Source organism: Marinobacter koreensis, assembly GCF_023156285.1.
In the GTDB taxonomy this organism is placed as follows: Bacteria; Pseudomonadota; Gammaproteobacteria; order Pseudomonadales; family Oleiphilaceae; genus Marinobacter; species Marinobacter koreensis.
Genome location: NZ_JAKZAJ010000006.1, coordinates 22,577 through 43,374, shown reverse-complemented (window position 1 = coordinate 43,374; position 20,798 = coordinate 22,577). Strand labels below are relative to the sequence as shown.

The following is a 20,798-nucleotide window of genomic DNA, read 5'->3' as shown; positions in this document are numbered from 1 at the left end:
ATGAAGCGGATTGCCAAATTCCTGCCCATTGTGGGTTGGCTGAAAACGTACCGGGGCGACACCTTCGTCAGTGACACCCTGGCTGCCGTCATTGTTACCCTGATGCTCGTGCCGCAGGCATTGGCCTATGCGTTGCTCGCGGGATTACCGCCGGAGGTCGGGTTGTACGCGAGTATGATCCCGCTGGTGGTTTATGCCGTGTTCGGAACCAGTGCAACGTTGGCCGTCGGACCGGTCGCGGTCGCCTCGTTGATGACGGCCTCCGCGCTGGGCGGCATAGCCGCTGCCGGAACGCCGGAGTATGTGGGCGCCGCCCTGGTGCTGGCAGCGCTTTCCGGCCTGATCCTCGTTGCCATGGGCCTCCTGCGTCTCGGGTTTATGGCCAACTTTCTGAGCCATCCCGTGATTTCCGGCTTTGTCACGGCATCCGGAATACTGATTGCCGGCAGTCAGATTGGTCATATCCTCGGGATCAAGGGCGGTGGCCACAATCTGATCGAGATGGTTCACGGGCTCTGGCAGCAGCTGGGCGGGATCAATCCAATAACCCTCCTGATTGGCGGTGGGGTTGCGATGTATCTGTACCTCTGCCGACGCTACCTGAAAAAGTGGCTGACAGGCCTGGGGCTTTCAGCGCGTCTGGCAGATCTGAGCGCTAAGGCCGCGCCGGTGTCTGCAGTGATTGTGACGACGCTGGCCGCATGGCATTTTGACCTCGGGGCAGCCGGGGTAAATCTGGTCGGCGACGTTCCAAAAGGGCTTCCAAGCATCAGCCTGCCGTCCCTTGATCCGGAGATCTGGGCCACACTGGTGCCGGCGGCTGTACTGATCAGTCTTGTGGGTTTCGTGGAGTCCGTATCCGTGGCCCAGACCCTGGCAGCCAAAAGGCGCCAGAGAATTGATCCCGACTCGGAGCTGATCGCTCTGGGGCTGGCAAACATGGGTGCTGGAATCAGCGGGGGCTCACCGGTCTCAGGCGGCTTCTCCCGGTCTGTGGTTAACTTCGAAGCCGGTGCTCAAACTCCCATCGCGGGCGCGCTGACTGCCGTCGGCATTGCGCTTGCCACGCTCACTCTGACCGGATTCCTTGCCTTTCTGCCCAAGGCGACCCTGGCCGCCACGATTATCATTGCGGTGTCCACGCTGATTGACTTTGCCGCGATCCGGCGAACACTGGCCTACTCCAGGGGCGATGCCGCGGCCATGCTCGCGACCATCATCCTGACGCTTGTTCAGGGTGTCGAAGCGGGCATCCTCGTGGGGGTGGGGCTCTCAATCGGGTTGTATCTCTATCGCACAAGCCGGCCTCACAGCGCTGTTGTCGGACGCATTCCCGGTACCGAACATTTCAGGAATATCCGGCGCCACAACGTTGAGATCGACGAAGAGACTCTGGTGCTGCGAGTGGACGAAAGCCTTTACTTTGCCAATGCCAGGTTTCTGGAAGAAACCGTATTGGAACTGGTATCCGAGCATCCCAGGGTCAAAGATCTGGTGCTCGCCTGTCAGGCGGTAAACGCCATTGATGCGTCGGCGCTCGAAAGCCTCGAGACGATCAACGCACGTCTGAGGGACGCCGGGATTCGTTTGCATCTTGCCGAGGTGAAGGGGCCGGTTATGGACCGGCTGAAGGGCACCGATTTCTGTGCGGAATTGACGGGCCAGATCTTCCTGAGTACCTATGATGCCTGGAAAAACCTGGTAAAGCCCCCAGTCGACAAACCCTGTGAATCGGGGGCTCCGGTTATCTGATTGGGTCAGATAGAGCCGGGGCTACCATGCCAGCCAGATAACGTGGCGGGCGCCCTTGCCGGGCCGCAGCGCACGAACGGTCACCGGCTCCACGGAAAACCCGGCGCGGCGAAGCCTCTCGGTAAACGCCTGCTCCGGGCCGGCGGACCAATAGGCCAGGATGCCCTCGGGGCTCAGAGATTTCTGGGCGGCGGCAATACCTTCCGGGGAGTAAATCCAGTTATTCTCCTTGCGGGTCAGGCCTTCCGGGCCATTATCCACATCCAGCAGGATGGCATCCCATTGTCCCTCGCTGGTTCTGAGCAGTTCTGCGACATCACCGATATGTACACTCGCCCGGGGATCCTTCAGCGGGTTCCCTGCGGCCGCTCCCAGGGGGCCCCGGTTCCATTCCTCCACTTCGGGAACCAGTTCCGCCACCGTTACCCGGGCATCTTCACCCAGGGCTGATAATGCCGCGGCCAGAGTAAATCCCATCCCCAGGCCGCCAATCAGGACTCGGGGAGAGGGTTGTCCGGCGATACGTTCACAGGCAAGGGTGGCCAGGGCGTCCTCGGAACCATGAACACGGCTGTTCATAAGCTCTCCGGTGGTGCCGGCGATCTTGATCGAGAATTCATCATTGCGTTGCAAAAGGCGAAGCTGTGTCCCCTTGCCGGGAATCGTTGCGGTGCCGATTTCAGTGAAGCGGGCCATTTGAGATCCGGATAGTCGAACGGATTCGCAGTTTAACCTGCGTGATTCAGAGAGAACATGCCTGGGGGGGAAAGCTGGTACCCCCGGCAGGACTCGAACCTGCTACCTTCCCCTTAGGAGGGGGACGCTCTATCCAGATGAGCTACGGGGGCAAATCTCTGAGAAGGCCGGTATGATAGCGGTCAAGGGCTTGTGGCTCAAGGTGTTGTCTCAGTTGAAAGATCTTCCGGGAGCGAGGTGTGTCTGAAGGGTTCGCGTTAAGCGTGATTGTTCCGGTGTGGAATGAGGCCGAAGGCATTACCGAGTCGCTGACGGCTCTGCAAGACATCCGGTCGGCCGGCCATGAGGTTCTGGTGGTGGATGCCGGCAGCCCGGACGGCACCGCCGAACTGGCTCGTCCGCTGTGTGACCGGCTTGTGGTCTCGGAAAAGGGGCGGGCCGCACAGATGAATGCCGGTGCGTCCCGGGCGCGGGGCAATGTGTTGCTCTTCCTGCACGCCGATACCCGTCTGCCGCCCACGGCGCTTGTCGAGCTGAGCCGGTTTTTCCTAAGCGGTCGGTCCTGGGGACGTTTCGACGTTCGCCTGAGTGGCGATCGCTTTCTGTTTCGTGTGATCGGCTGGTTCATGAACCGGCGATCCCGTCTCACCGGAGTCTGTACCGGCGACCAGGCCTTGTTCGTGCGCCGGGCCCTGTTTGAAGACCTCGGCGGGTTTGAGCCGATTCCGCTGATGGAGGACGTCGAGTTCTCCAGCCGATTGGCGAGGCGATCAAGGCCTTTTTGTGTATCGGCACCGGTGGTAACCGACAGCCGGCGATGGGAGCATCTGGGGCCATGGCGCACAATTTTTTTGATGTGGCGTCTGCGTTGGCGATACTGGCGTGGTGAATCGCCGGAGACGCTTTCACTGTCCTACCGAACGGATGTCCGAAATGCCCGACACTGAACGCGCTGCTGACGCGGTTTTCCTGCAGTTTGCCAAATGGCCGGAAGCCGGTCGTGTAAAGACCCGGTTGATGCCTGAACTGGGTGCTGACGGAGCCCTGGACGCTCATAACCGGCTCACGTTGAGCGTTCTCGACAACCTGTGTGCCACCGGCTATCCGGTTCAGTTCTGGTGGGACCGTCTCTGCGAAGATGATCTGGCGGACGCGGCGACCATTCTGCAGGAGGTTGAAGGCGCAGGTTTGGTTCAGAATACGCAACAGGGAGCGACCCTGGGTGACCGGATGGAGGCGGCCCTTTCCGCGTCGCTGCACGCCCATTCACGGGCACTTGTGGTGGGTAGCGATTGCCCATCGGTTGATCCGGCCTATGCGCGAAAGGCCGTCGAATGTCTTGCCAATCACGATGTCGTGCTTGGCCCCTCCGAAGACGGTGGATACGTCCTGATCGGGGCGTCTCGTGTGGTCGAGGGTATGCTGTCGGGAATTGACTGGGGAACGTCCCGGGTGCTGGCACAGACCTGTGAGAGACTGGAAGAAAAGGGGCTCAGCTTTGCCTTGCTTGAGCCCCGTTGGGATGTGGATGAGCCTGAGGACTGGCTGCGGTTCCTCAGGCAGATTCAGTAGAGCAGGATCAGCTTGCGGGAACCGGTGGCCGGGCGGTGAGTGTGCTCAGCGCCTTATCACGGTCCAGCCCTTCGCCGCCGGTGACAACTCTCAGTGCCTTATCGCGCTGGAGCAGGGCCGCACGATAGACCTTCATCAAACCATCCCGGGTTACATTGCTGATGGCTTGAGCCAGTTTTTGCCGGCTGTCGAAGGTGTCCACGCCCCGATCAATCTCGTGCCAGTAGCGACTGGAAATATCACCAAGCTGGCGGTCCTGTTCAAGGATCTGGCTGATGACGGCCTGCTTTTCCTGTTGGAGCCGCTTGTCGGACATCGATGCCAGTGTGTCCGAGAAGCGCTGGAAGAACGCAGATACCGCCTGGTCAATGTCCGCCGGTGAGGCAGAAGGGGACTGAACCACGAAGCCCAGCGCCGGCGTTTCCAGCATCTCGAAAGGCGTGGCATAGACAATGTAGCCGAGCTGGCGGTTGGTACGGATATCCTCGTAAAAGGGGCTGCTCAGAATCTGGCCCAGTAACCGGTAGCGAGCCCGTTCCTCGAAGCTGGTGTTCCGGCCCTGGACGTAGAGCGTATAACCGGTATCCGGGTGATCCACTGAAAGTGAAACGTCGATTTCCTTTTCCGGCAGCTCACGAATACGACTGCGGGGTACCGACTGGTGCTCGGACTTTGCCAGAACAATGGCGTCAACCTGCTGGGTCAGGTTCAGTGCCGCCGCCCGCGTCAGATTTCCGTGCGCCAGCATGACCGGATCCACCCGGGCCAGGAAATTCTGCGCGAACGATTGCAGTTCCGGAAGCGTGACTTCCCGTGCAGCCTTCAGCTTCGCTTCCCGGCTCCAGGTTCCCTCGATGAGTGCCGTCTGGATGAAGTCCGAGGTCTGTCTGACCGGGCGCTCCTTGGCCTGGTTCAGGAGATTGTCGATCAGGTTCTGACGGGCAATCTGGAATCGCTGTTGGGTTAGCTGGGGATGCGCCACCTGCATCAGGATGCGATTGAGCAGGGTGTGTAATTTATCGTCATACCCGCCAACCCGGATCGTGATGCCACGCAGGTGCGAATACACGCTGTAATCGAGCCCCGCCAACTTCGCGGAATAGGCCCAGGCGTTGAGGTTGTCGTTGATGGCGTCCACCAGCAGATTGGTCAGCACCGCACTGCGTGCACTGGCCCGCGCCGCAGGCGTACGCAGGCTGATAAACACATTCGCCTTGGGCGTTCCGAAACGGGTATCCCTCGCATACCAGACATTCATATCCTGGCTGGTTTGGAGGTGTTCGGGCCGATCCATGGTCTTTCCCGGGACCATGGCCAGATCCTGTGGGATAAATGGGTTGGCTGCCGGCAGCTTCAGCTGCGACGCCAGATCAGTGGGCCCGCTGGCAAGGATGGTTGCAGGATCGATCGCGGACATTTGCCACTTGGTGTCGTACCAGCGTGTGCTCCTGGGATTGTCCAGCTTGGGGTCCGGTTCAAGTTTGAATACCATCACGTTCGCCGGCGTCAGGCGATCAAGGATGTCCCGGTACTGCTCCGGGGCGTACCGGTCCATCAGATAGGGGGCCTGCAGGATGTCCCTGGCCGGATAATCCTGAAGCTGGCTGGCCAGCCGCATGGCTTCGTGCAGGGGATCGCCCTGTTCCCGAAAGCGGAAGTCGATACGCGACAGCTGCTGCATCTCCTTGAATCGCGCTTCGGAAATCCCTTTTTCGCGAATTCGCTGGATGTAGTCGAACACCAATGGCAGCACATCCTGGCTGCGTTTGAGTCCTTCGGGCGTCAGGGCAATGGAGATATCGAGTGTGGCATTGCTGCCGGTGTCCATGCCCAGGCCTGCAGAAAGGCTTTCCGCCAAACCGGCCCGTTTCAGAACATCGAACAGGCTGCCGGGGCCCTCGTGTCCGAGGAGATTTGCCACGTAACTTGCTGGCTTGGTCCGGTAGAGATCCTCTTGCGAGGGAATGGGGAAGCTGAGGGTCAGTCGCCGCACGTCCTTGATCGCATCAACGGTCACTTCCGCCGGAAGCGTGTCCGGCGAGTAAAGCGGCTGATCGTGTTTGGTGCGGCTCAGGTGACGGTTTTCGATGGCACTGAAACGCGGCCGGACCATGGCTTCGAGCTGGTCGAGGGACTGGGGCCCGTACACCGCCAATGTCATCAGGTTGGAGGAATAATGGGTTTTCCAGAATCGTACCAGATCCGGCCGGAGCGGGTTGTACTTGGTGTTTTCGAGGGTAGTCAGGTTGCCCACGGCAAAATGACTGAAGGCGTGATCCGGATTACTGACCGCCTTTTCCACGGAGTAAAGCCGGCGCCCATCATCTTTTTGTTTGGCACTGAACTCTGAATGGACCGCCTTGCGTTCACGATCGACCAGATCGGGTGTAAACAAAGGCGCGGCGAACTGCTGAGCAAAACGGTCCAGTGCCTGGGGAAGAAAGGCGGACTGGACGTCGAAAAAGTAATTGGTGTTCTGAAACGCAGTGAACGCATTGTGGTTGCCGCCATGGCTCTTGATGAACTCCTGATACTCACCGGCCTTCGGGTATTTTTCGGTACCCAAGAACAGCATGTGCTCAAGGAAATGGGCGAGGCCCTCGCGATCTTTCGGATCGTCACCGCTGCCCACTGCCACATTCAGGGACGCAGCGGCCCTGTCCGCTCCCGGATCTGAAATAAGCAAGGCTTTCAGTCCGTTATCAAGCTCGATGTAGCGATACTGGTTGTTGTCATTGGGACTCTTGATCGGCTGTTGCGAGGCCACGGCCTGAGTGGCCAGGAGCAACAGTCCGCACAGTATCGAGAACAGTCCGAAGGAACGGGTCGGTAATTTTCCGTTGGTCATGGGGCCTCTTTTTGTCTGGTGGACAGAATCAATGCATCAGTGCGTTTCGCGTGGCCTCGGGTTGCTGGTCCAGCGTTTTTCGGGCCAGTTCGGCGGCCTTGTCGGCATCCAGCTGGCCCGAAGCAATCCGTTCGAGCACCGTTGCCATGATCGCCACGGACTGACGATACTCGGCGAACTCCGCCTGGAAGGCATGGTCGATGGCCTGGTAAACCGCTTCGATTTTCTGTTCCCTCGAGTCGGTATTTTCCGCCGTGTCGTTGATAGCTTTGAGGCAGGCTCGGGCGATGGCGATGTAGCGTTCGGTGTTTGGATTGTCGTTCTGCATGATTGCGCGTGTAAGACCTTGATGGCTTTGAGGTTGAATGACGCCCGTCAGGGCGAGAAGTTCCTGATTATCGCACTGCATGACGGTTGTTTCATGGTTTTCCGGTAATGTCCGGTGCAAACCGGCAATCCACATGCGCTGTGCTAGTCTCAGAGAGATGTATCGTTGCCGGGCCTGCGGTGATGCGGCTCCCACGGCAAAGCTAGAGTAAAAGCTCTATACAAAACAATAGCTTAAAGAGCAAAAGCTCTAAAAAAGTTCGATACATGAACGTTGCAATTAAGTACAATGCCGGCGTTTCCGGAGAAATATTCGACTTTAGTCGTATATGGGGCCGGCATGGATGGACAACAAACAAGCAACAGGCAGGGTGGAAAATCGATGAATTACTTCCTCACAGGTGGAACCGGATTTATTGGGCGTTTTCTGGTGGAGAAGCTGCTGGCGCGCGGTGGCACGATCCACGTTCTGGTGCGTGAACAGAGCCAGGACAAGCTTCAGGTGCTGAGAGAGCGCTGGGGGGCGGATGAAAGCCAGGTCAAGGCCGTGATCGGTGACCTCACCAGTCCGAATCTGGGTATTGATGCTGCGGTGCTGGAATCGCTGAAGGGCGACATTGATCACTTCTTCCACCTTGCGGCTGTTTACGACATGGGCGCCGATGAGGAAAGCCAGCAGATCGCCAATATTGAAGGTACGCGAGCAGCGGTTCAGGCCGCCGAAGCCATGGGCGCGAAGCACTTTCATCATGTCTCCTCAATCGCGGCGGCCGGTCTTTTCAAGGGTATTTTCCGCGAGGACATGTTCGAGGAAGCGGAGAAGCTGGACCATCCGTATCTGCGTACCAAGCACGAGTCTGAAAAGGTCGTCCGGGAAGAGTGCAAGGTGCCCTTCCGCGTCTATCGTCCGGGTATGGTTATCGGACACTCAAAGACCGGTGAAATGGACAAGGTCGATGGGCCTTATTACTTCTTCAAAATGATCCAGAAGATCCGTCATGCGCTTCCCCAGTGGGTTCCCACCATTGGTATCGAAGGCGGTCGTCTGAATATCGTGCCCGTGGATTTTGTGGTCGATGCCCTTGATCACATCGCGCACCTTGAAGGCGAGGACGGCAACTGTTTCCACCTGGTGGATTCCGACCCGTACAAGGTCGGTGAGATCCTCAATATCTTCTCCGAAGCCGGCCACGCGCCGAAGATGGGAATGCGGATCGATTCCCGCATGTTCGGCTTCATCCCGCCGTTTATCCGGCAGAGTCTGAAGAACCTGCCGCCGGTCAAACGCCTGACCAGCGCAGTACTGGATGACATGGGCATTCCGCCATCGGTGATGTCTTTCATTAATTACCCGACGCGCTTTGATGCCCGCGAGACCGAGCGTGCGCTCAAGGACAGCGGGATCGAGGTGCCTCGCCTGCCGGACTACGCGCCCGTGATCTGGGACTACTGGGAGCGGAACCTGGATCCTGATCTGTTCAAGGATCGGACCCTGAAGGGCACCGTTGAAGGTCGTGTCTGCGTGGTCACCGGTGCGACATCCGGCATTGGTCTGGCGACGGCTCAGAAACTGGCGGATGCGGGCGCAATCCTGGTAATTGGTGCGCGTAAGCTCGAGCGGCTCAAGGAAGTGGCAGCGGAGCTTGAGTCCCGGGGTGCCAGCGTTCATGCCTATCCGTGTGACTTCTCGGATATGGAAGCCTGTGACGAGTTTGTCAAAACGGTGCTGGATAACCATGGCCACGTGGATGTACTGGTGAACAACGCCGGGCGTTCCATCCGCCGGTCGCTGGATCTTTCCTTCGATCGTTTCCACGACTTCGAGCGCACGATGCAACTGAATTACTTTGGCTCAGTGCGACTGATTATGGGATTTGCGCCGAAGATGCTGGAGCGTCGCCGGGGGCATGTTGTGAACATCTCGTCCATTGGCGTGCTGACAAACGCCCCACGTTTCTCGGCGTATGTCGCCTCCAAGTCCGCGCTGGATGCCTTCAGTCGCTGTGCAGCGGCCGAGTGGTCCGATCGTAATGTCACATTCACCACCATCAATATGCCGCTGGTGAAAACGCCGATGATCGCGCCCACCAAGATCTACGATTCGGTGCCGACGCTTACGCCGGACGAAGCCGCGGGAATGGTGGCGGATGCGATCGTGTACCGGCCCAAGCGCATTGCCACACGTCTGGGCATTTTCGCCCAGGTGCTTCATGCTCTGGCGCCGAAGATGGGGGAGATCGTGATGAATACCGGTTACCGGATGTTCCCGGATTCTCCCGCCGCCGCAGGCAGCAAGTCCGGCGAGAAGCCGAAAGTGTCCACAGAACAGGTGGCGTTCGCCGCCATCATGCGCGGCATCTACTGGTAATCAGAGTTTCGCGCCATAAAAAAACCCGCTTCGGCGGGTTTTTTTATGGCTTACTCGGAGGCTTCCTCGAGAGGAGGTGGAGGGAAGCCGCCCAGCTCTTTCCAACGGTTCACAATCCCGCAGAAAAGGTCGGCCGTTTTCTCCGCATCATAGGCGGCCGAATGCGCCTCTTTGTTGCTGAACGGAATACCGGCAATCTTGCAGGCCTGCGCCAGAACGGTGTGGCCATACGCAAGGCCGGCGAGGGTAGCGGTATCGAAGGTGGAAAACGGGTGGAAGGGATTTCGCTTGATGTCCGCACGCATTGCGGCGGCAAACACGAAGTTGTGATCAAAGGTGGCATTGTGGCCCACCAGGACCGCCCGCTTGCAGTCGTGGGATTTGACCGCCTTTCGGATCGGGCTGAAGATCTCACTCAATCCTTCCCGTTCAGGCACGGCTTCCCGCTCCGGATCCCAGGGGTCTATGCCGGTGAAATCCAGGGCCGACTGCTCCAGATTGGCACCTTCAAACGGGTCAATCTGTTGCACGTGGGTTTCTCCACGCACCAGCCAGCCATCCTCGTCCATGGTGAGCAGCACAGCGGCAATCTCCAGTAATGCATCACGCTCCGGGTTGAAGCCAGCCGTTTCCACGTCCACCACGACGGGCAGGAAGCCGCGAAAGCGTCGGGATAATGGGTGCGGTTCTTGGGGTTGGTCGGTCACTCGTGCTCCGGTCGTCGGCTGTATGTTGGGTTTCAGTCTGGTTGTTACGCCAGTTGCCAGTTGATGGTTTCACCGGCTTTGAGCGGTACAATCGTTCCGTCTGCCAGTGGCAGTTCTTCGGGCATGGTCCAGGGCTGCCGGATCAGTGTCACGGTATCGCGGTTTCTGGGAAGCCCGTAGAAATCCGCGCCATTGAAGCTGGCAAAGGCCTCAAGCTTGTCGAGGATGCCCAGTTCCTCGAAGATATCGGCATACAATCCGATGGCACCGTAGGCCGAATAGCATCCGGCACAACCACATGCGGCTTCCTTGCGGTCTTTGGCGTGGGGCGCTGAATCGGTTCCGAGGAAAAATCGACGGTCGCCACTGGCAACCGCGGCCCGCAGCGCCTCCTGGTGTCGATTGCGCTTGAGAATCGGCAGGCAGTAGAGATGGGGGCGGATGCCACCTACCAGCATGTGGTTGCGGTTGTACATCAGGTGTTGGGGCGTCAGGGTGGCCCCGAGGTTGTCGCCCTGGTGATTCCGGACAAACTCGGCGGAATCGGCGGTCGTGATATGTTCAAGCACAACCTTCAGCCCCGGAAATCCCTCAAGTGTTGGTGCCAGAACCCGTTCGAGGAAAACCTTCTCCCGATCAAAGATGTCGATCTCTGGATCGGTCACCTCGCCGTGCACCAACAGCAGCATGCCGCAATCGGCCATCGCCTGCAGGACCGGATAGATCTTCCGGATATCGGTAACCCCGGATGCCGAATTGGTGGTGGCCCCGGCGGGATAGAGCTTTGCGGCGATCACGCCGGCTGACTTCGCCTCACGGATGGTTTCCGGCGTTGTCGCTTCCGTCAGGTAGAGTGTCATCAACGGCTCAAACGCTGACGTCCCGGCGGCGGCCAGGATCCGTTCGCGATAGGCCATGGCATCCGCCGCGGTGGTGACCGGTGGTACCAGATTCGGCATGATGATGGCCCGCCCGAAACAGGAGGCGGTGGCCGGTACAACGTTGTTCAGCACGTCGCCATCCCGCACATGGAGGTGCCAGTCGTCCGGGCGGGTTATGGTCAGTTGATCTGTCATGGACGGATTCCGGAAGGCAATAAAATTTGGCGGATTATACCAGAAGCCGGGCCCTCTTGTTTTCCTGCCTGGCGATTAAAGCATTCCGGAGGCCTGCCGATAACCGCAATAGTAACCGACGAAGAACCCTATTTCTGGTAACGATACGATGGCGCTACGGCTTCGAAAAACAGTCCCGGGCATGGTTGCGGCTTTTGCGATCTCGGCAGTGGCTCCCGCCAGTCATGGCGCCAGCTTCGGCGCGGGCGTGGAAACCAGTCAGTGGTACCTTTCGGAATCCGTCTTTCAGTGTTCGTTGGTGCACGATGTGCCCGGTTATGGTCGGGCGGTGTTTCGTCGTCGTGCCGGGGAATCCCTCTCGTTTTTCCTTGAGACGGACTCGGCAATGATGAAGCCTGGTCGGGGGCAGCTCGTTGTCGAAGCACCTGCCTGGCGCCCCGGCGTTGCTCCGAAGCCGCTTGGCACTATCAATATCTCTGACGGCAACCGACCGGTGGCACTGGATACCCGAAAGGCTCTTATGGTGGCCCGGGGACTGCTGGATGGCATGCAGCCGACCATTATCCGTGATGCCTGGTATGACGAGAACCCGGTACGGGTTCAGGTTTCGAACATCAACTTCGCCGGTCCGTTCGAGCAGTACCGGGCCTGTACAGCCAATCTTCTGCCAGTCAATTTCGATCAGGTTCAGCGGTCGAAGATCCGATTCAGCAGCGGCAGCAAATCCCTGTCCCAATCAGACATGAAGTTGCTCGATAACATTGCGACGTTTGTCCGTGCGGACTCGACCATCGAGCGAATCTTTGTGGACGGCCACACCGATCGCCGGGGCAGTCGGATCGACAATCGTGCCCTTTCTGAGGATCGCGCCAATGTGGTGGCGGACTATCTGAAATTCAGAGGCGTTCCGGAAGACCTGATCATTGTCCGGGCGCATGGCGATCGTTACCCGATTTCCAGTCGCCCGTCCGAGAACCGTCGCACCACCATCCGTCTTCAACGCAAGGGCGAGCGGCCGGTTTTCCAGCAGGCCAGCGGTTATGGTGGGGATGATAACGCCGGCTAGGTGGCGCTAGTAAACCGAGTTCAGTACCTCCAGATGAGCCGTCACGCTCTCCGCCAGGGCCCGAAGGTGGTAGCCCCCTTCAAGCGTTGAAATGACCCGGTCGTTGGAATGGTCGTTGGCGACGCTGGTAATCATTTCCGTCAACCATCGATAATCTTCCGTTTCCAGGTTGAGTTCGGCCATCGGGTCCAGCTTGTGGCCATCGAAGCCGGCGGACACCAGGATCACCTGGGGTCGGAAATCCTGAAGTTTCTTCAACCAGCCATCTTCCACTGCTTTGCGGTATTCCGCCGGTGAACAATCGGCCGGAATCGGCACGTTCACGATGTTGTGGGCCTGCCGGTGTACGTGGGAATGGGGGTAGAACGGGTGCTGGAAACTCGAGCACATGAGGATGCGTTCATCCCCGCCGACGATGTCCACCGTGCCATTGCCCTGATGAACGTCGAAATCGATGATGGCCACCCGCTCAAGATGGTGGAAGTTCAATGCCCGCATTGCAGCGAGGGCAATGTTGTTGAAAAAGCAGAAGCCCATGGACTTGGAGCGCTCGGCGTGATGCCCGGGCGGCCTCGCACAGACAAACGCGTTGGTCACCTGGCTGCTCATCACCATGTCGACGGCCTGGATATTGGCACCAGCGGCCAGACGGGCAGCCCGGAGTGTGTCCGGCATCATGGCGGTATCCGGATCGGTGAACACCCGCCCCCGGGTCGGCTCCATCATCTCCAGTTGCTGGATGTATTTCTCCGGATGGACGGTGAGTAGCTGGTCCCGAGTGGCTTCTTCCGGACGCACCCAGTCCAGATCCTGTTCAAGGTGGGTGTCCGCCAGGTAGGCCAGAATCGACGACAGTCGCTCGGGGCATTCCGGATGGTCAGCGCCCATGTTGTGCTTCATGAAGTCGTCGTGGGAAAAGAATGCCGTCGTCATACGTCTCTGCAGGTCCTGATTTTGTCTGTCTTTTCATCAATGGTATCAGGGAAGACCGCAGTGCGCCGTGTTTCTTTGGTCTTATAGAAGGGATAGCCGTTTTACATCAATACAGGAATGCCTAAGATAGGGTATACATCGATAAGTAACCTGTTCTATTGACGTTATCATGCGCTTCATCCCGACCTGGGACGTTCCGAGGAGACCATTTTGAGCACCCGTTACCTGGAAAGCCTGTTCAATCCTGACTCGATTGTCGTGATCGGTGCTTCCGAGCGTGCCGATAATCTGGGGGGCATGGTCCTGCGGAATCTGATGGGGGGCGGCTATCCCACTGACCGGCTGCTGGTGGTGAACCAGAGCGGTTACGATAACGTCCATGGTGTGCGTTGCGTTGCGAAAGTGGGCAAGATGGACTTCACACCCGACCTCGCAATTATCTGTACCCCGCCGGACACTGTGCCCAAGATGGTCCGTAAGCTGGGCGAGGCGGGGGTGAGAACGGCCATTGTGATGACCGGCGGTATGTCCCGGACTCACAGTAAAACCGGTCAGCCGTTGATGTATTCCGTGCGTGAGGCTGCGCGGGAGACCAGTATCCGGGTCCTCGGTCCGAACACTATCGGCCTGATGGTGCCCGCAAGGAATCTCAACGCCACCTATGCGCACATGGGGGCCATTCCGGGACGCGTGGCCTTCGTTGGCCAGAGTGGCACCATTGCCAGTTCCGTGCTGGATTGGGCGTTCGCCCGGGGTGTCGGCTTTTCCTACTTTCTGACGCTGGGTGATGGAATGGACATCGATCATGATGATCTGATCGATTATCTGGCGCAGGACACCCAGACCCGGGCCATCCTGCTGCACATCGAAAATATCCCCAATGCGCGACGATTCATGTCGGCGGTCCGGGTGGCCTCGCGGACCAAACCTGTCATCGCGGTCAAATCCGGTCGGGTTCCGGAATCCGAGTGGTTCCATCACGAACTGCCGGCCGGTCTCAAGCGCAGCGATCCGATCTACGATGCCATGCTGCAGAGGGCGGGTGTGCTACGGGTGGACGGCCTGGGCCAGATGTTCGATGCGCTGGAAACTCTGACCCGAATGCGGCCGCTTCGCCGGGAAACCCTGGCCATCATGGCTAACGGGGTTGGTCCCGGCGTTCTGGCAGTGGATCGGTTGGCGGATCTTGGCGGTGAGCTGGCCCAGCTGTCCGACCATTCCATTGAAGCATTGGCGGAATTACTGCCGCCGTACTGGACCCGGAAGAACCCCATCGACCTGAACTACGATGCCTCCCCGGAACTTTACGCCAAGGCCATAAAGGTTCTGGCAAAAGACCCGGAGGTGGCCAACGTACTGGTCATGTACGCGCCGAGTCTCACGGAGGACAGTCTGCAAATTGCGGATGCCGTGGTTCAGGCCTCCAAGGGAACCCGTCTCAATGTGTTCACCTGCTGGCTGGGGCAGAGCACCGTGATGGATTCCCGCGAGGAGTTCTACCGGGCCGGGATCCCGTCGTTTTTCAATCCGGAAAAGGCGGTGATGGCCTTTATGCAGCACGTCCGGCACCAGCGGGTCCAGAGGCTGCTGACGGAAACGCCGGAGTCCTTTACCGAACATTTTGCCGACCGGAGCCAGATCCGGCGGTTGGTGGTGAATGCCTTACGCAGCGGTCGAATGCACCTGTCCAATCGGGAAGCACGGCGTGTTGTCAGTGACTATGGCATCAACACCATCGATACCATCTACTGCGAAGACATGGAGGAGGTGCTGGAAGCGTTTGCCGTAGAGCGCCGCCCCGTGGATATCACCATCATCCATGAGCAGGTCTGTCACCCGTTTCTGGACCTCAGCCCTACGCAGCGTCGTTACAAGGGCACCATGAAAAAGCTTAACAGCGAGGCAGCCATCATGGATGCCTGCCGTTATCTCATGGAGGAGTACAAGGAACATTTCCCCGAGAGCGGATTCGTCGGCTTTGCGGTACAGCGCTCCTATCAACACGTGGGTGGCGTGGAATTCAGCGTGGGTATTACCCGGGACCGGGATTTTGGCCCGCTTGTGGTCTGCGGTGCATCCGGTGCCCAGATCAACGTGATGACCGATCGCCAGATTGCTTTGCCCCCGTTGAACATGGTTCTGGCGCGGGAGTTGTTGCGTCGCACCTATATGTACAAGCTGCTGATGGAACACAGCCTCAAGCCTGAGGAAGACATCCGGGCGGTATCGGAAACCCTGGTGACCCTGTCGCAGATCGTGATTGATATTCCCGAGATCAAGGGGCTGGAGATCTCTCCCTTACTGTTCAACGAGAACGGTGCCGTGGCGGTGAACGTGGCGATCAACCTGGACGAAAAGCCGAACCGGCCGATCATCCAGCCGTACCCGAAAGAGCTCGAGGAGTGGATTGTATTGCCCAGGTCCGGGCGCCGGGTGGTCATCCGGCCGGTTCTGGCCGAGGATGAACCGGCCCACCGAGCATTCCACGAACACCAGTCTCCGGAATCGATCCGTTATCGCTTTTTCCAGTATCGCAAGCATTTCTCGCGGGAAGACGTAGCCCAGATGGTGCAGATCGACTATGACCGAGAAATGGTTTTCATCGCTAATGCACCGAGGGAAGACGGTGAGGGGGAAGAGACCCTGGGGACCGTACGAACCTGGACCGATGCCGATAACCTTCGCTGTGAGTTCGCCGTGATGGTCGACGATAAAATGAAAGGCGAGGGGCTGGGCGTTGCGCTGATGCAGAAGATGATCGACTACTGCCGTGCCCGGGGAACCATGGAAATGATCGGCAATGTACTTCCGGATAACCGGCCCATGCTGCAGCTGGCCGAACATCTGGGCTTCGAGATCAAGTACAACACCGAGGAAGAAGTCATGGATCTCCGGCTCGTCCTGAACGAACCGGAGAAAGACTGGCAGAAGGAGAGGCTCGGGCAGGCCAGCGGCGCCCACCTATAGCGGGTCTCGGCCGGCGGGCTATTCCTCGACAATGGCGGAACGGTCTTCTCCGCCAAGTGCCTCAAGCAGTCCCGGTATCATGCGGGACAGCTCCAGTGTCATCAGGCTGAATGCGGCGTCGAAGCGGGCGGCCGCGTCATCCGCATCGACGTCATCCAGCTGCTCCTGCAGGGTTTCGCCGAATTTCAGGCGGCGGATGCCCAGTTCTTCGTCCAGTACCAGGGAAACATTGTCGTCCCAGGTAAGCGAGAGCTTGGTGACCTGCATTCCGGCTTCGAGGTGGTTGCGGATTTCGTCGGCCTTCAGGTCGAGCCCTTTACAGCGAACGACACCGCCATCCTCGGAGGGGTCCTTGAGTTCGCACTCGCTGCCCAGGGTGATGCGCTCTGGCAGATCGATGGTTTCGTTGAGCCAGCCAGTGAATGTAAAGGCCGGGGATTGCTCGACAGCCGGGGGACGCACCGGCAGCGAGCCGACGCTTTTGCGCAGGGTGGAGGCCAGGTCCTCGGCCTGTTTGGCGGACCCGGCATCGACGACCAGCACGCCGTCCTGCGGTGCGAGGTACGCGTAGCAGCGACGGTTCCGGGAGAAGGCCTGGGGCAGCATCTCCAGCATGACCTGTTCCTTGATTTCGTCCTTTTCCTTCCGGCGGACCTTACGGCCCTGCTCGATCTCAATGGCCTCTGCGCGTTCTTCCACCGCTTCCTTGACGACTGGTCCCGGGAGGATCTTCTCTTCCTTGCGAAGAGCAATCAGGTGATAGCCATTTGCGCTGTGCACCAGTTGCTCTCCGTGCTTGCCAAGCGGCGGAACCCAGCCCTGACGAGTGGTTTCCTGGGGGCCACAGGGCTTGAAGGCCTCGGCTTGCAGTTTTTCTTCCAGGTCTTCGGCAGAAATATCGAACGGCTTGGTGAAACGGAATACACGGGCGTTACGAAACCACATCGGGCGGAATCCTTGCTGTTGAATCGAGTCGGGAATACGAAAAGGGGAGGGGATGATACGGCCACCGGGCGGTGGCCGTAAAGTGACGGGACAGACGCTATATCTGGAGGACCTCAACCAGAACGGTCTTCACCAGAAAACCGACTACGCCGGCCCCGAGGACAATGAACAGGGCGATGGTGCCGAACCGGCCCGCCTGGGATTTCTTGGCAAGATCCCACACGATAAAGCCCATCCAGCCGATCAGGGCGGTGAGCAGGACAAGCATGGCAATCTGGGAAAATACAGCTTCGTTCATCGATAACTCCGTAGAAAAGCGCCTTTACTGTTCGTCACGCAGGAAGACCCAGTTGTCCCCCTTGGACTGGTCTTCGCTGAAATAGTATCCATCCAGGTCAAAGCCCTTGAGATCGTCCGCCTGGGTTATGCGGTTCTGTATGGCATACCGGCACATCAGGCCCCTGGCCTTCTTGGCGTAGAAGCTGATCATCTTGTATTGACCATTCTTCCAGTCCTTGAACTGCGGCGTGATCAGCCGGCCTTCAAGCTCCTTCTTGCGGATGCTCTTGAAATACTCGTTGGAGGCCAGGTTCACCAGCACGCCATCGTCATTGGTCAGGAGGCGGTTGATTTCTTCAGTGATCCGGCTGCCCCAGAAGGCATAAAGGTCCTTGCCGCGATGATTTTCAAAGCGGGTTCCCATTTCGAGACGGTAGGGCTGCATCAGATCGAGCGGCTTCAATACTCCGTATAGGCCTGACAGCATGCGGAGGTGTTCCTGAGCAAACTGGAAGTCGTCTTCACTGAAGCTTTCGGCGGCCAGGCCGGTGTACACATCGCCCTTGAACGCCAGGATGGCCTGACGGGCGTTTTCCGGGGTGAACGGCGTGTGCCAGGTACGGAAGCGATCGGCGTTGAGCTGTCCCAGCTTGTCGCTGATGCTCATCAGGTTACTGATCTGATGCGGCTCCAGCGTCTTCAGTTGGTCAACCAGTTCGCAGGCGTCGTCCAGAAAATCTGGCTGGGTGTATGTGTTTGTCGCCAGCGGACTCTCGTAGTCCAGCGTCTTGGCCGGGGAGATCACCATTAACATGTCAGAAAGTCCTCATTGCAAAAACGTCAGTAACTGGTCCCGGGTAAACGGCCAGTCCAGTTCAGCCCCGGTATCGTTGCGGCGCAGGACCGGGATGCGTGTGCCATAACGTTTTACCAGGTCCTCCGACTGGGCGATGTCCACAACGTCCACCGGCACAGGTTCCGGCATCGGGGTATTGACCAGCAGGGCCTCCGCCAGTTCACACAAATGGCACTGGGATGTGGTGTAGAAATACAGTTCCATTATTTCTTCGGCTGTGCGTCCAGTTGTTGGCCGTTCACGTCACGGCTGTCACGTCCCATCAGATACAGGTAAATGGGCATCAGTTCCTCTGGTGCGGGGTTCTGCTGTGGATTCTCCGCCGGATAGGCCATGGACCGCATCTGGGTACGCGTTGCGCCCGGGTTCAGGCTGTTGACCCGGATATTGTGCCGCTCGTCGTCAAGTTCTTCCGACATCAGCTGGCTCAGGCCCTCAATGGCAAATTTTGAGACCGCATAAGCGCCCCAGTAGGCCTTCGCCTTGCGGCCGACGCCAGAGGAGGTAAAGACGACGGAGGCATCGCCTGATTGGCGTAAAAGCGGAATCATGGCCCGGCTCAGCAGGAAAGGCGCGGTGGCGTTAACGTGCATGACCTTGTTCCACATTTCCGGATCGTACAGTTCAACCGGACTCCGGTTGCCGAGAATCGCCGCATTGTGAAGCAAACCGTCGAGTCGACCGAAGTTGTCTTCGATGGTCATGGCCAGCTCTTCGTAGTCCTTGACGGCCGCGCCCTCGAAATTCATGGGTACGATGGCAGGCTTCGGATGACCGGCGGCCTCAATCTCATCGTAGACTTCTTCCAGCCGCGATACGGTACGACCCACCAGAATGACGGTGGCTCCGTGTGCGGCATAGGCCTTGGCGGCGGCACGTCCGATTCCGCTGCCGGCACCCGTTACCATGATAATGCGATCCTTGAGCAGATCGGCGGGCGCTTGGTAATCGTGCATACACGTGTCTCCGTTTCGCGTAAGCGCCTGGCCGTCAGGCCGGCGAGGTTTCGTCAGGTTCGCATTGTAACAGCTTTGCCAGATCGCTGACCGTATCGGCGATCTGGTCGGCTTGCCATAGATCCACCGTCTCCGGTTCCTCGATGTAGCCATAACGGACCGCTACCGTTTTCATCCCCGCGTTGCGGCCTGCCTGAATATCCCGTTCGTGATCACCCACATAAATTGTGCCGGCCGGATCACGGCCGATCCGCGAACAGGCGAGCAGAAGGGCCTCGGGATGGGGTTTCCGTTGCGCAACGTGATCCGGGCAGATGACCACCGCGCACCGGTCGGCCAGGCCCAGAGCTTTGACCAGAGGCGCGGCGAATCGCACCGGCTTGTTGGTGACGATACCCCAGGGGATGTTCCTCGCTTCCAGACTACGCAATAACACGTCCATACCTTCAAACAGCCGTGTTTCAACGGCTACGCCGGCTTCGTAGAGATCCAGGAAGGCGGTGTGTTTCTCGGTGTAGTCCGGATGATCGGGGTCCAGCCCGAAACCGACCCGGATCATGGCGCGGGCCCCGTTTGAGACCGAACGTCGTATCTGTTCTGCCGGGAGGGCTGAAAGGCCGTGTTGTGCACGCAACTGGTTGAGGCACCGGATAAAGTCCGGCGCGGTGTCAATCAGGGTACCGTCCAGGTCGAAAAGAACGGCGGAAAGGCTCTGTTCAGGCATCACGGGTGTCGCGGGCGTGCATCAGGTAGTTTACATCGACATCCCGTCCCAGTTTGTAGCTCTTGGTGATCGGGTTATACGTCATTCCGGTAAGCTCCCGCACGTCCAGGCCGGCCTGCCGCAGAAAATCCGACATTTCCGAAGGGCGGATAAACTTTTTCCATTCGTGGGTGCCTTTGGGGAGCATGTTCAGGACGTACTCGGCACCCACAATAGCGAACAGGAACGACTTCGGGTTCCGGTTGATGGTCGAGACGAAAAGGTGCCCACCGGGCTTCAGCATCGCAGCGCAGGACTTGAGCACAGAAGCCGGATCAGGCACATGCTCGAGCATTTCGAGGCAGGTTACTACGTCGTACTGTCCGGCCTGTTCAGGATCCCGGGCAAGCTCTTCAACGGTGATCTGCCGGTAGTCCACGGAAATCCCGCTCTCCAGGCCGTGCAGTCTGGCAACCGACAAGGGCGCTTCGCCCATATCGATTCCGGTCACGTGTGCGCCGCGCTGGGCCATGCCCTCGGAGAGCAAACCTCCGCCGCAACCCACATCCAGAACCTTTTTGCCCGCCAGAGACACGCGCTCATCGATGTAGTTGAGCCGCAACGGGTTGATGTCGTGCAGCGGCTTGAACTCGCTGGAGGGGTCCCACCAGCGATTCGCCAGTGCTTCGAATTTGGCGATTTCGTTCCGGTCTACGTTCTGATTGGTCATGGTTGGCCCTGTCTGGC

19 protein-coding genes and 1 tRNA gene are annotated in these 20,798 nt (G+C 58.8%); 6 read left to right on the top strand and 14 right to left on the bottom strand.

From position 1 onward, the window contains the following. On the top strand, positions 1-1,752 hold the full coding sequence (locus MLD04_RS15685) for a SulP family inorganic anion transporter (RefSeq protein WP_248160390.1): 1,752 nt from the start codon (positions 1-3) through the stop codon (positions 1,750-1,752). 21 nt (positions 1,753-1,773) lie between these two features. On the opposite strand, the gene MLD04_RS15680 is transcribed toward MLD04_RS15685, so the two are convergent. Both MLD04_RS15680 and MLD04_RS15675 read right to left on the bottom strand, forming a co-directional pair. Then, complete coding sequence (locus tag MLD04_RS15680; RefSeq protein WP_248160389.1) at positions 1,774-2,448, bottom strand: spermidine synthase; 675 nt, start codon at positions 2,446-2,448, stop codon at positions 1,774-1,776. 75 nt (positions 2,449-2,523) lie between these two features. Next, a tRNA-Arg gene (locus tag MLD04_RS15675) sits at positions 2,524-2,600 on the bottom strand. Positions 2,601-2,687: 87 nt separating this feature from the next. Between MLD04_RS15675 and MLD04_RS15670 the strand changes: the two genes are divergently transcribed. Both MLD04_RS15670 and MLD04_RS15665 read left to right on the top strand, forming a co-directional pair. Beyond that, complete coding sequence (locus tag MLD04_RS15670) at positions 2,688-3,395, top strand: TIGR04283 family arsenosugar biosynthesis glycosyltransferase (protein WP_248160388.1); 708 nt, start codon at positions 2,688-2,690, stop codon at positions 3,393-3,395. Continuing rightward, positions 3,382-4,020, top strand: a complete 639-nt coding sequence (locus MLD04_RS15665) for a TIGR04282 family arsenosugar biosynthesis glycosyltransferase (RefSeq protein ID WP_248160387.1) — start codon at positions 3,382-3,384, stop codon at positions 4,018-4,020. The genes MLD04_RS15670 and MLD04_RS15665 overlap by 14 nt, the downstream gene beginning before the upstream one ends. A gap of 7 nt (positions 4,021-4,027) precedes the next feature. Here the strand turns inward: MLD04_RS15665 and MLD04_RS15660 are convergent, their stop codons facing one another. Together MLD04_RS15660 and MLD04_RS15655 are read right to left on the bottom strand one after the other, a co-directional pair. Then, the gene (locus tag MLD04_RS15660; RefSeq protein WP_248160386.1) at positions 4,028-6,868 is read right to left on the bottom strand and encodes an insulinase family protein; all 2,841 of its coding nucleotides are present in this window, start codon (positions 6,866-6,868) and stop codon (positions 4,028-4,030) included. A gap of 28 nt (positions 6,869-6,896) precedes the next feature. Then, positions 6,897-7,196 carry a hypothetical protein gene (locus MLD04_RS15655; protein WP_040886623.1) on the bottom strand — a complete coding sequence of 100 codons (300 nt, stop codon included), beginning with the start codon at positions 7,194-7,196 and terminating at the stop codon, positions 6,897-6,899. Positions 7,197-7,577: 381 nt separating this feature from the next. Here MLD04_RS15655 and MLD04_RS15650 point away from each other — a divergent pair, with 381 nt between their 5' ends. Next, positions 7,578-9,563 (top strand): SDR family oxidoreductase, encoded by a 1,986-nt coding sequence (locus MLD04_RS15650; RefSeq protein ID WP_248160385.1) that lies wholly within the window; start codon positions 7,578-7,580, stop codon positions 9,561-9,563. A 50-nt stretch (positions 9,564-9,613) separates the two neighbouring features. Here the strand turns inward: MLD04_RS15650 and rnt are convergent, their stop codons facing one another. Both rnt and pyrC read right to left on the bottom strand, forming a co-directional pair. Next, on the bottom strand, positions 9,614-10,270 hold the full coding sequence (gene rnt / locus MLD04_RS15645) for a ribonuclease T (RefSeq protein WP_248160384.1): 657 nt from the start codon (positions 10,268-10,270) through the stop codon (positions 9,614-9,616). A 44-nt stretch (positions 10,271-10,314) separates the two neighbouring features. Further along, positions 10,315-11,346, bottom strand: a complete 1,032-nt coding sequence (pyrC, locus tag MLD04_RS15640) for a dihydroorotase (protein WP_248160383.1) — start codon at positions 11,344-11,346, stop codon at positions 10,315-10,317. 148 nt (positions 11,347-11,494) lie between these two features. Here pyrC and MLD04_RS15635 point away from each other — a divergent pair, with 148 nt between their 5' ends. Further along, on the top strand, positions 11,495-12,412 hold the full coding sequence (locus MLD04_RS15635) for a flagellar protein MotY (protein WP_248160382.1): 918 nt from the start codon (positions 11,495-11,497) through the stop codon (positions 12,410-12,412). A gap of 6 nt (positions 12,413-12,418) precedes the next feature. Here MLD04_RS15635 and MLD04_RS15630 read toward each other — a convergent pair whose 3' ends face one another. Beyond that, the gene (locus MLD04_RS15630) at positions 12,419-13,345 is read right to left on the bottom strand and encodes a histone deacetylase family protein (RefSeq protein WP_248160381.1); all 927 of its coding nucleotides are present in this window, start codon (positions 13,343-13,345) and stop codon (positions 12,419-12,421) included. A gap of 210 nt (positions 13,346-13,555) precedes the next feature. Here MLD04_RS15630 and MLD04_RS15625 point away from each other — a divergent pair, with 210 nt between their 5' ends. Beyond that, on the top strand, positions 13,556-16,312 hold the full coding sequence (locus MLD04_RS15625) for a bifunctional acetate--CoA ligase family protein/GNAT family N-acetyltransferase (protein WP_248160380.1): 2,757 nt from the start codon (positions 13,556-13,558) through the stop codon (positions 16,310-16,312). Between the two features lie 18 nt (positions 16,313-16,330). On the opposite strand, the gene rdgC is transcribed toward MLD04_RS15625, so the two are convergent. From rdgC to ubiG, 7 genes are all read right to left on the bottom strand, one after another. After that, positions 16,331-17,257 carry a recombination-associated protein RdgC gene (rdgC, locus tag MLD04_RS15620; RefSeq protein WP_248160379.1) on the bottom strand — a complete coding sequence of 309 codons (927 nt, stop codon included), beginning with the start codon at positions 17,255-17,257 and terminating at the stop codon, positions 16,331-16,333. Positions 17,258-17,354: 97 nt separating this feature from the next. Continuing rightward, positions 17,355-17,555: a DUF2788 domain-containing protein gene (locus MLD04_RS15615; protein WP_008937903.1), complete on the bottom strand. Its 201-nt coding sequence runs from the start codon at positions 17,553-17,555 to the stop codon at positions 17,355-17,357. Between the two features lie 24 nt (positions 17,556-17,579). Then, entirely contained in the window at positions 17,580-18,350 is a 771-nt protein-coding gene (yaaA, locus tag MLD04_RS15610) for a peroxide stress protein YaaA (protein ID WP_248160378.1), read from the bottom strand. 12 nt (positions 18,351-18,362) lie between these two features. Continuing rightward, entirely contained in the window at positions 18,363-18,596 is a 234-nt protein-coding gene (locus MLD04_RS15605; RefSeq protein WP_008937905.1) for a glutaredoxin family protein, read from the bottom strand. Beyond that, a complete protein-coding gene (locus MLD04_RS15600) occupies positions 18,596-19,348 on the bottom strand; it encodes a YciK family oxidoreductase (RefSeq protein ID WP_248160377.1) in 753 nt (250 codons plus the stop codon). Before MLD04_RS15600 ends, MLD04_RS15605 begins: the two co-directional genes overlap by 1 nt. Positions 19,349-19,382: 34 nt before the next feature. Further along, positions 19,383-20,072 carry a phosphoglycolate phosphatase gene (gph, locus tag MLD04_RS15595; protein WP_248160376.1) on the bottom strand — a complete coding sequence of 230 codons (690 nt, stop codon included), beginning with the start codon at positions 20,070-20,072 and terminating at the stop codon, positions 19,383-19,385. Further along, complete coding sequence (ubiG, locus tag MLD04_RS15590; protein ID WP_248160375.1) at positions 20,065-20,781, bottom strand: bifunctional 2-polyprenyl-6-hydroxyphenol methylase/3-demethylubiquinol 3-O-methyltransferase UbiG; 717 nt, start codon at positions 20,779-20,781, stop codon at positions 20,065-20,067. The genes gph and ubiG overlap by 8 nt, the downstream gene beginning before the upstream one ends. Between the last annotated feature and the right edge of the window lie 17 nt (positions 20,782-20,798).

Coding starts and splice junctions, on each gene's coding strand:
- MLD04_RS15685 (WP_248160390.1), top strand. CDS start 1: ATGAAGCGGATTGCCAAATTCCTGCCCATTGTGGGTTGGCTGAAAACG.
- MLD04_RS15680 (WP_248160389.1), bottom strand. CDS start 2,448: ATGGCCCGCTTCACTGAAATCGGCACCGCAACGATTCCCGGCAAGGGG.
- MLD04_RS15665 (WP_248160387.1), top strand. CDS start 3,382: ATGCCCGACACTGAACGCGCTGCTGACGCGGTTTTCCTGCAGTTTGCC.
- MLD04_RS15660 (WP_248160386.1), bottom strand. CDS start 6,868: ATGACCAACGGAAAATTACCGACCCGTTCCTTCGGACTGTTCTCGATA.
- MLD04_RS15655 (WP_040886623.1), bottom strand. CDS start 7,196: ATGCAGAACGACAATCCAAACACCGAACGCTACATCGCCATCGCCCGA.
- MLD04_RS15650 (WP_248160385.1), top strand. CDS start 7,578: ATGAATTACTTCCTCACAGGTGGAACCGGATTTATTGGGCGTTTTCTG.
- pyrC (WP_248160383.1), bottom strand. CDS start 11,346: ATGACAGATCAACTGACCATAACCCGCCCGGACGACTGGCACCTCCAT.
- MLD04_RS15635 (WP_248160382.1), top strand. CDS start 11,495: ATGGCGCTACGGCTTCGAAAAACAGTCCCGGGCATGGTTGCGGCTTTT.
- MLD04_RS15630 (WP_248160381.1), bottom strand. CDS start 13,345: ATGACGACGGCATTCTTTTCCCACGACGACTTCATGAAGCACAACATG.
- rdgC (WP_248160379.1), bottom strand. CDS start 17,257: ATGTGGTTTCGTAACGCCCGTGTATTCCGTTTCACCAAGCCGTTCGAT.
- MLD04_RS15615 (WP_008937903.1), bottom strand. CDS start 17,555: ATGAACGAAGCTGTATTTTCCCAGATTGCCATGCTTGTCCTGCTCACC.
- yaaA (WP_248160378.1), bottom strand. CDS start 18,350: ATGTTAATGGTGATCTCCCCGGCCAAGACGCTGGACTACGAGAGTCCG.
- MLD04_RS15605 (WP_008937905.1), bottom strand. CDS start 18,596: ATGGAACTGTATTTCTACACCACATCCCAGTGCCATTTGTGTGAACTG.
- MLD04_RS15600 (WP_248160377.1), bottom strand. CDS start 19,348: ATGCACGATTACCAAGCGCCCGCCGATCTGCTCAAGGATCGCATTATC.
- gph (WP_248160376.1), bottom strand. CDS start 20,072: ATGCCTGAACAGAGCCTTTCCGCCGTTCTTTTCGACCTGGACGGTACC.
- ubiG (WP_248160375.1), bottom strand. CDS start 20,781: ATGACCAATCAGAACGTAGACCGGAACGAAATCGCCAAATTCGAAGCA.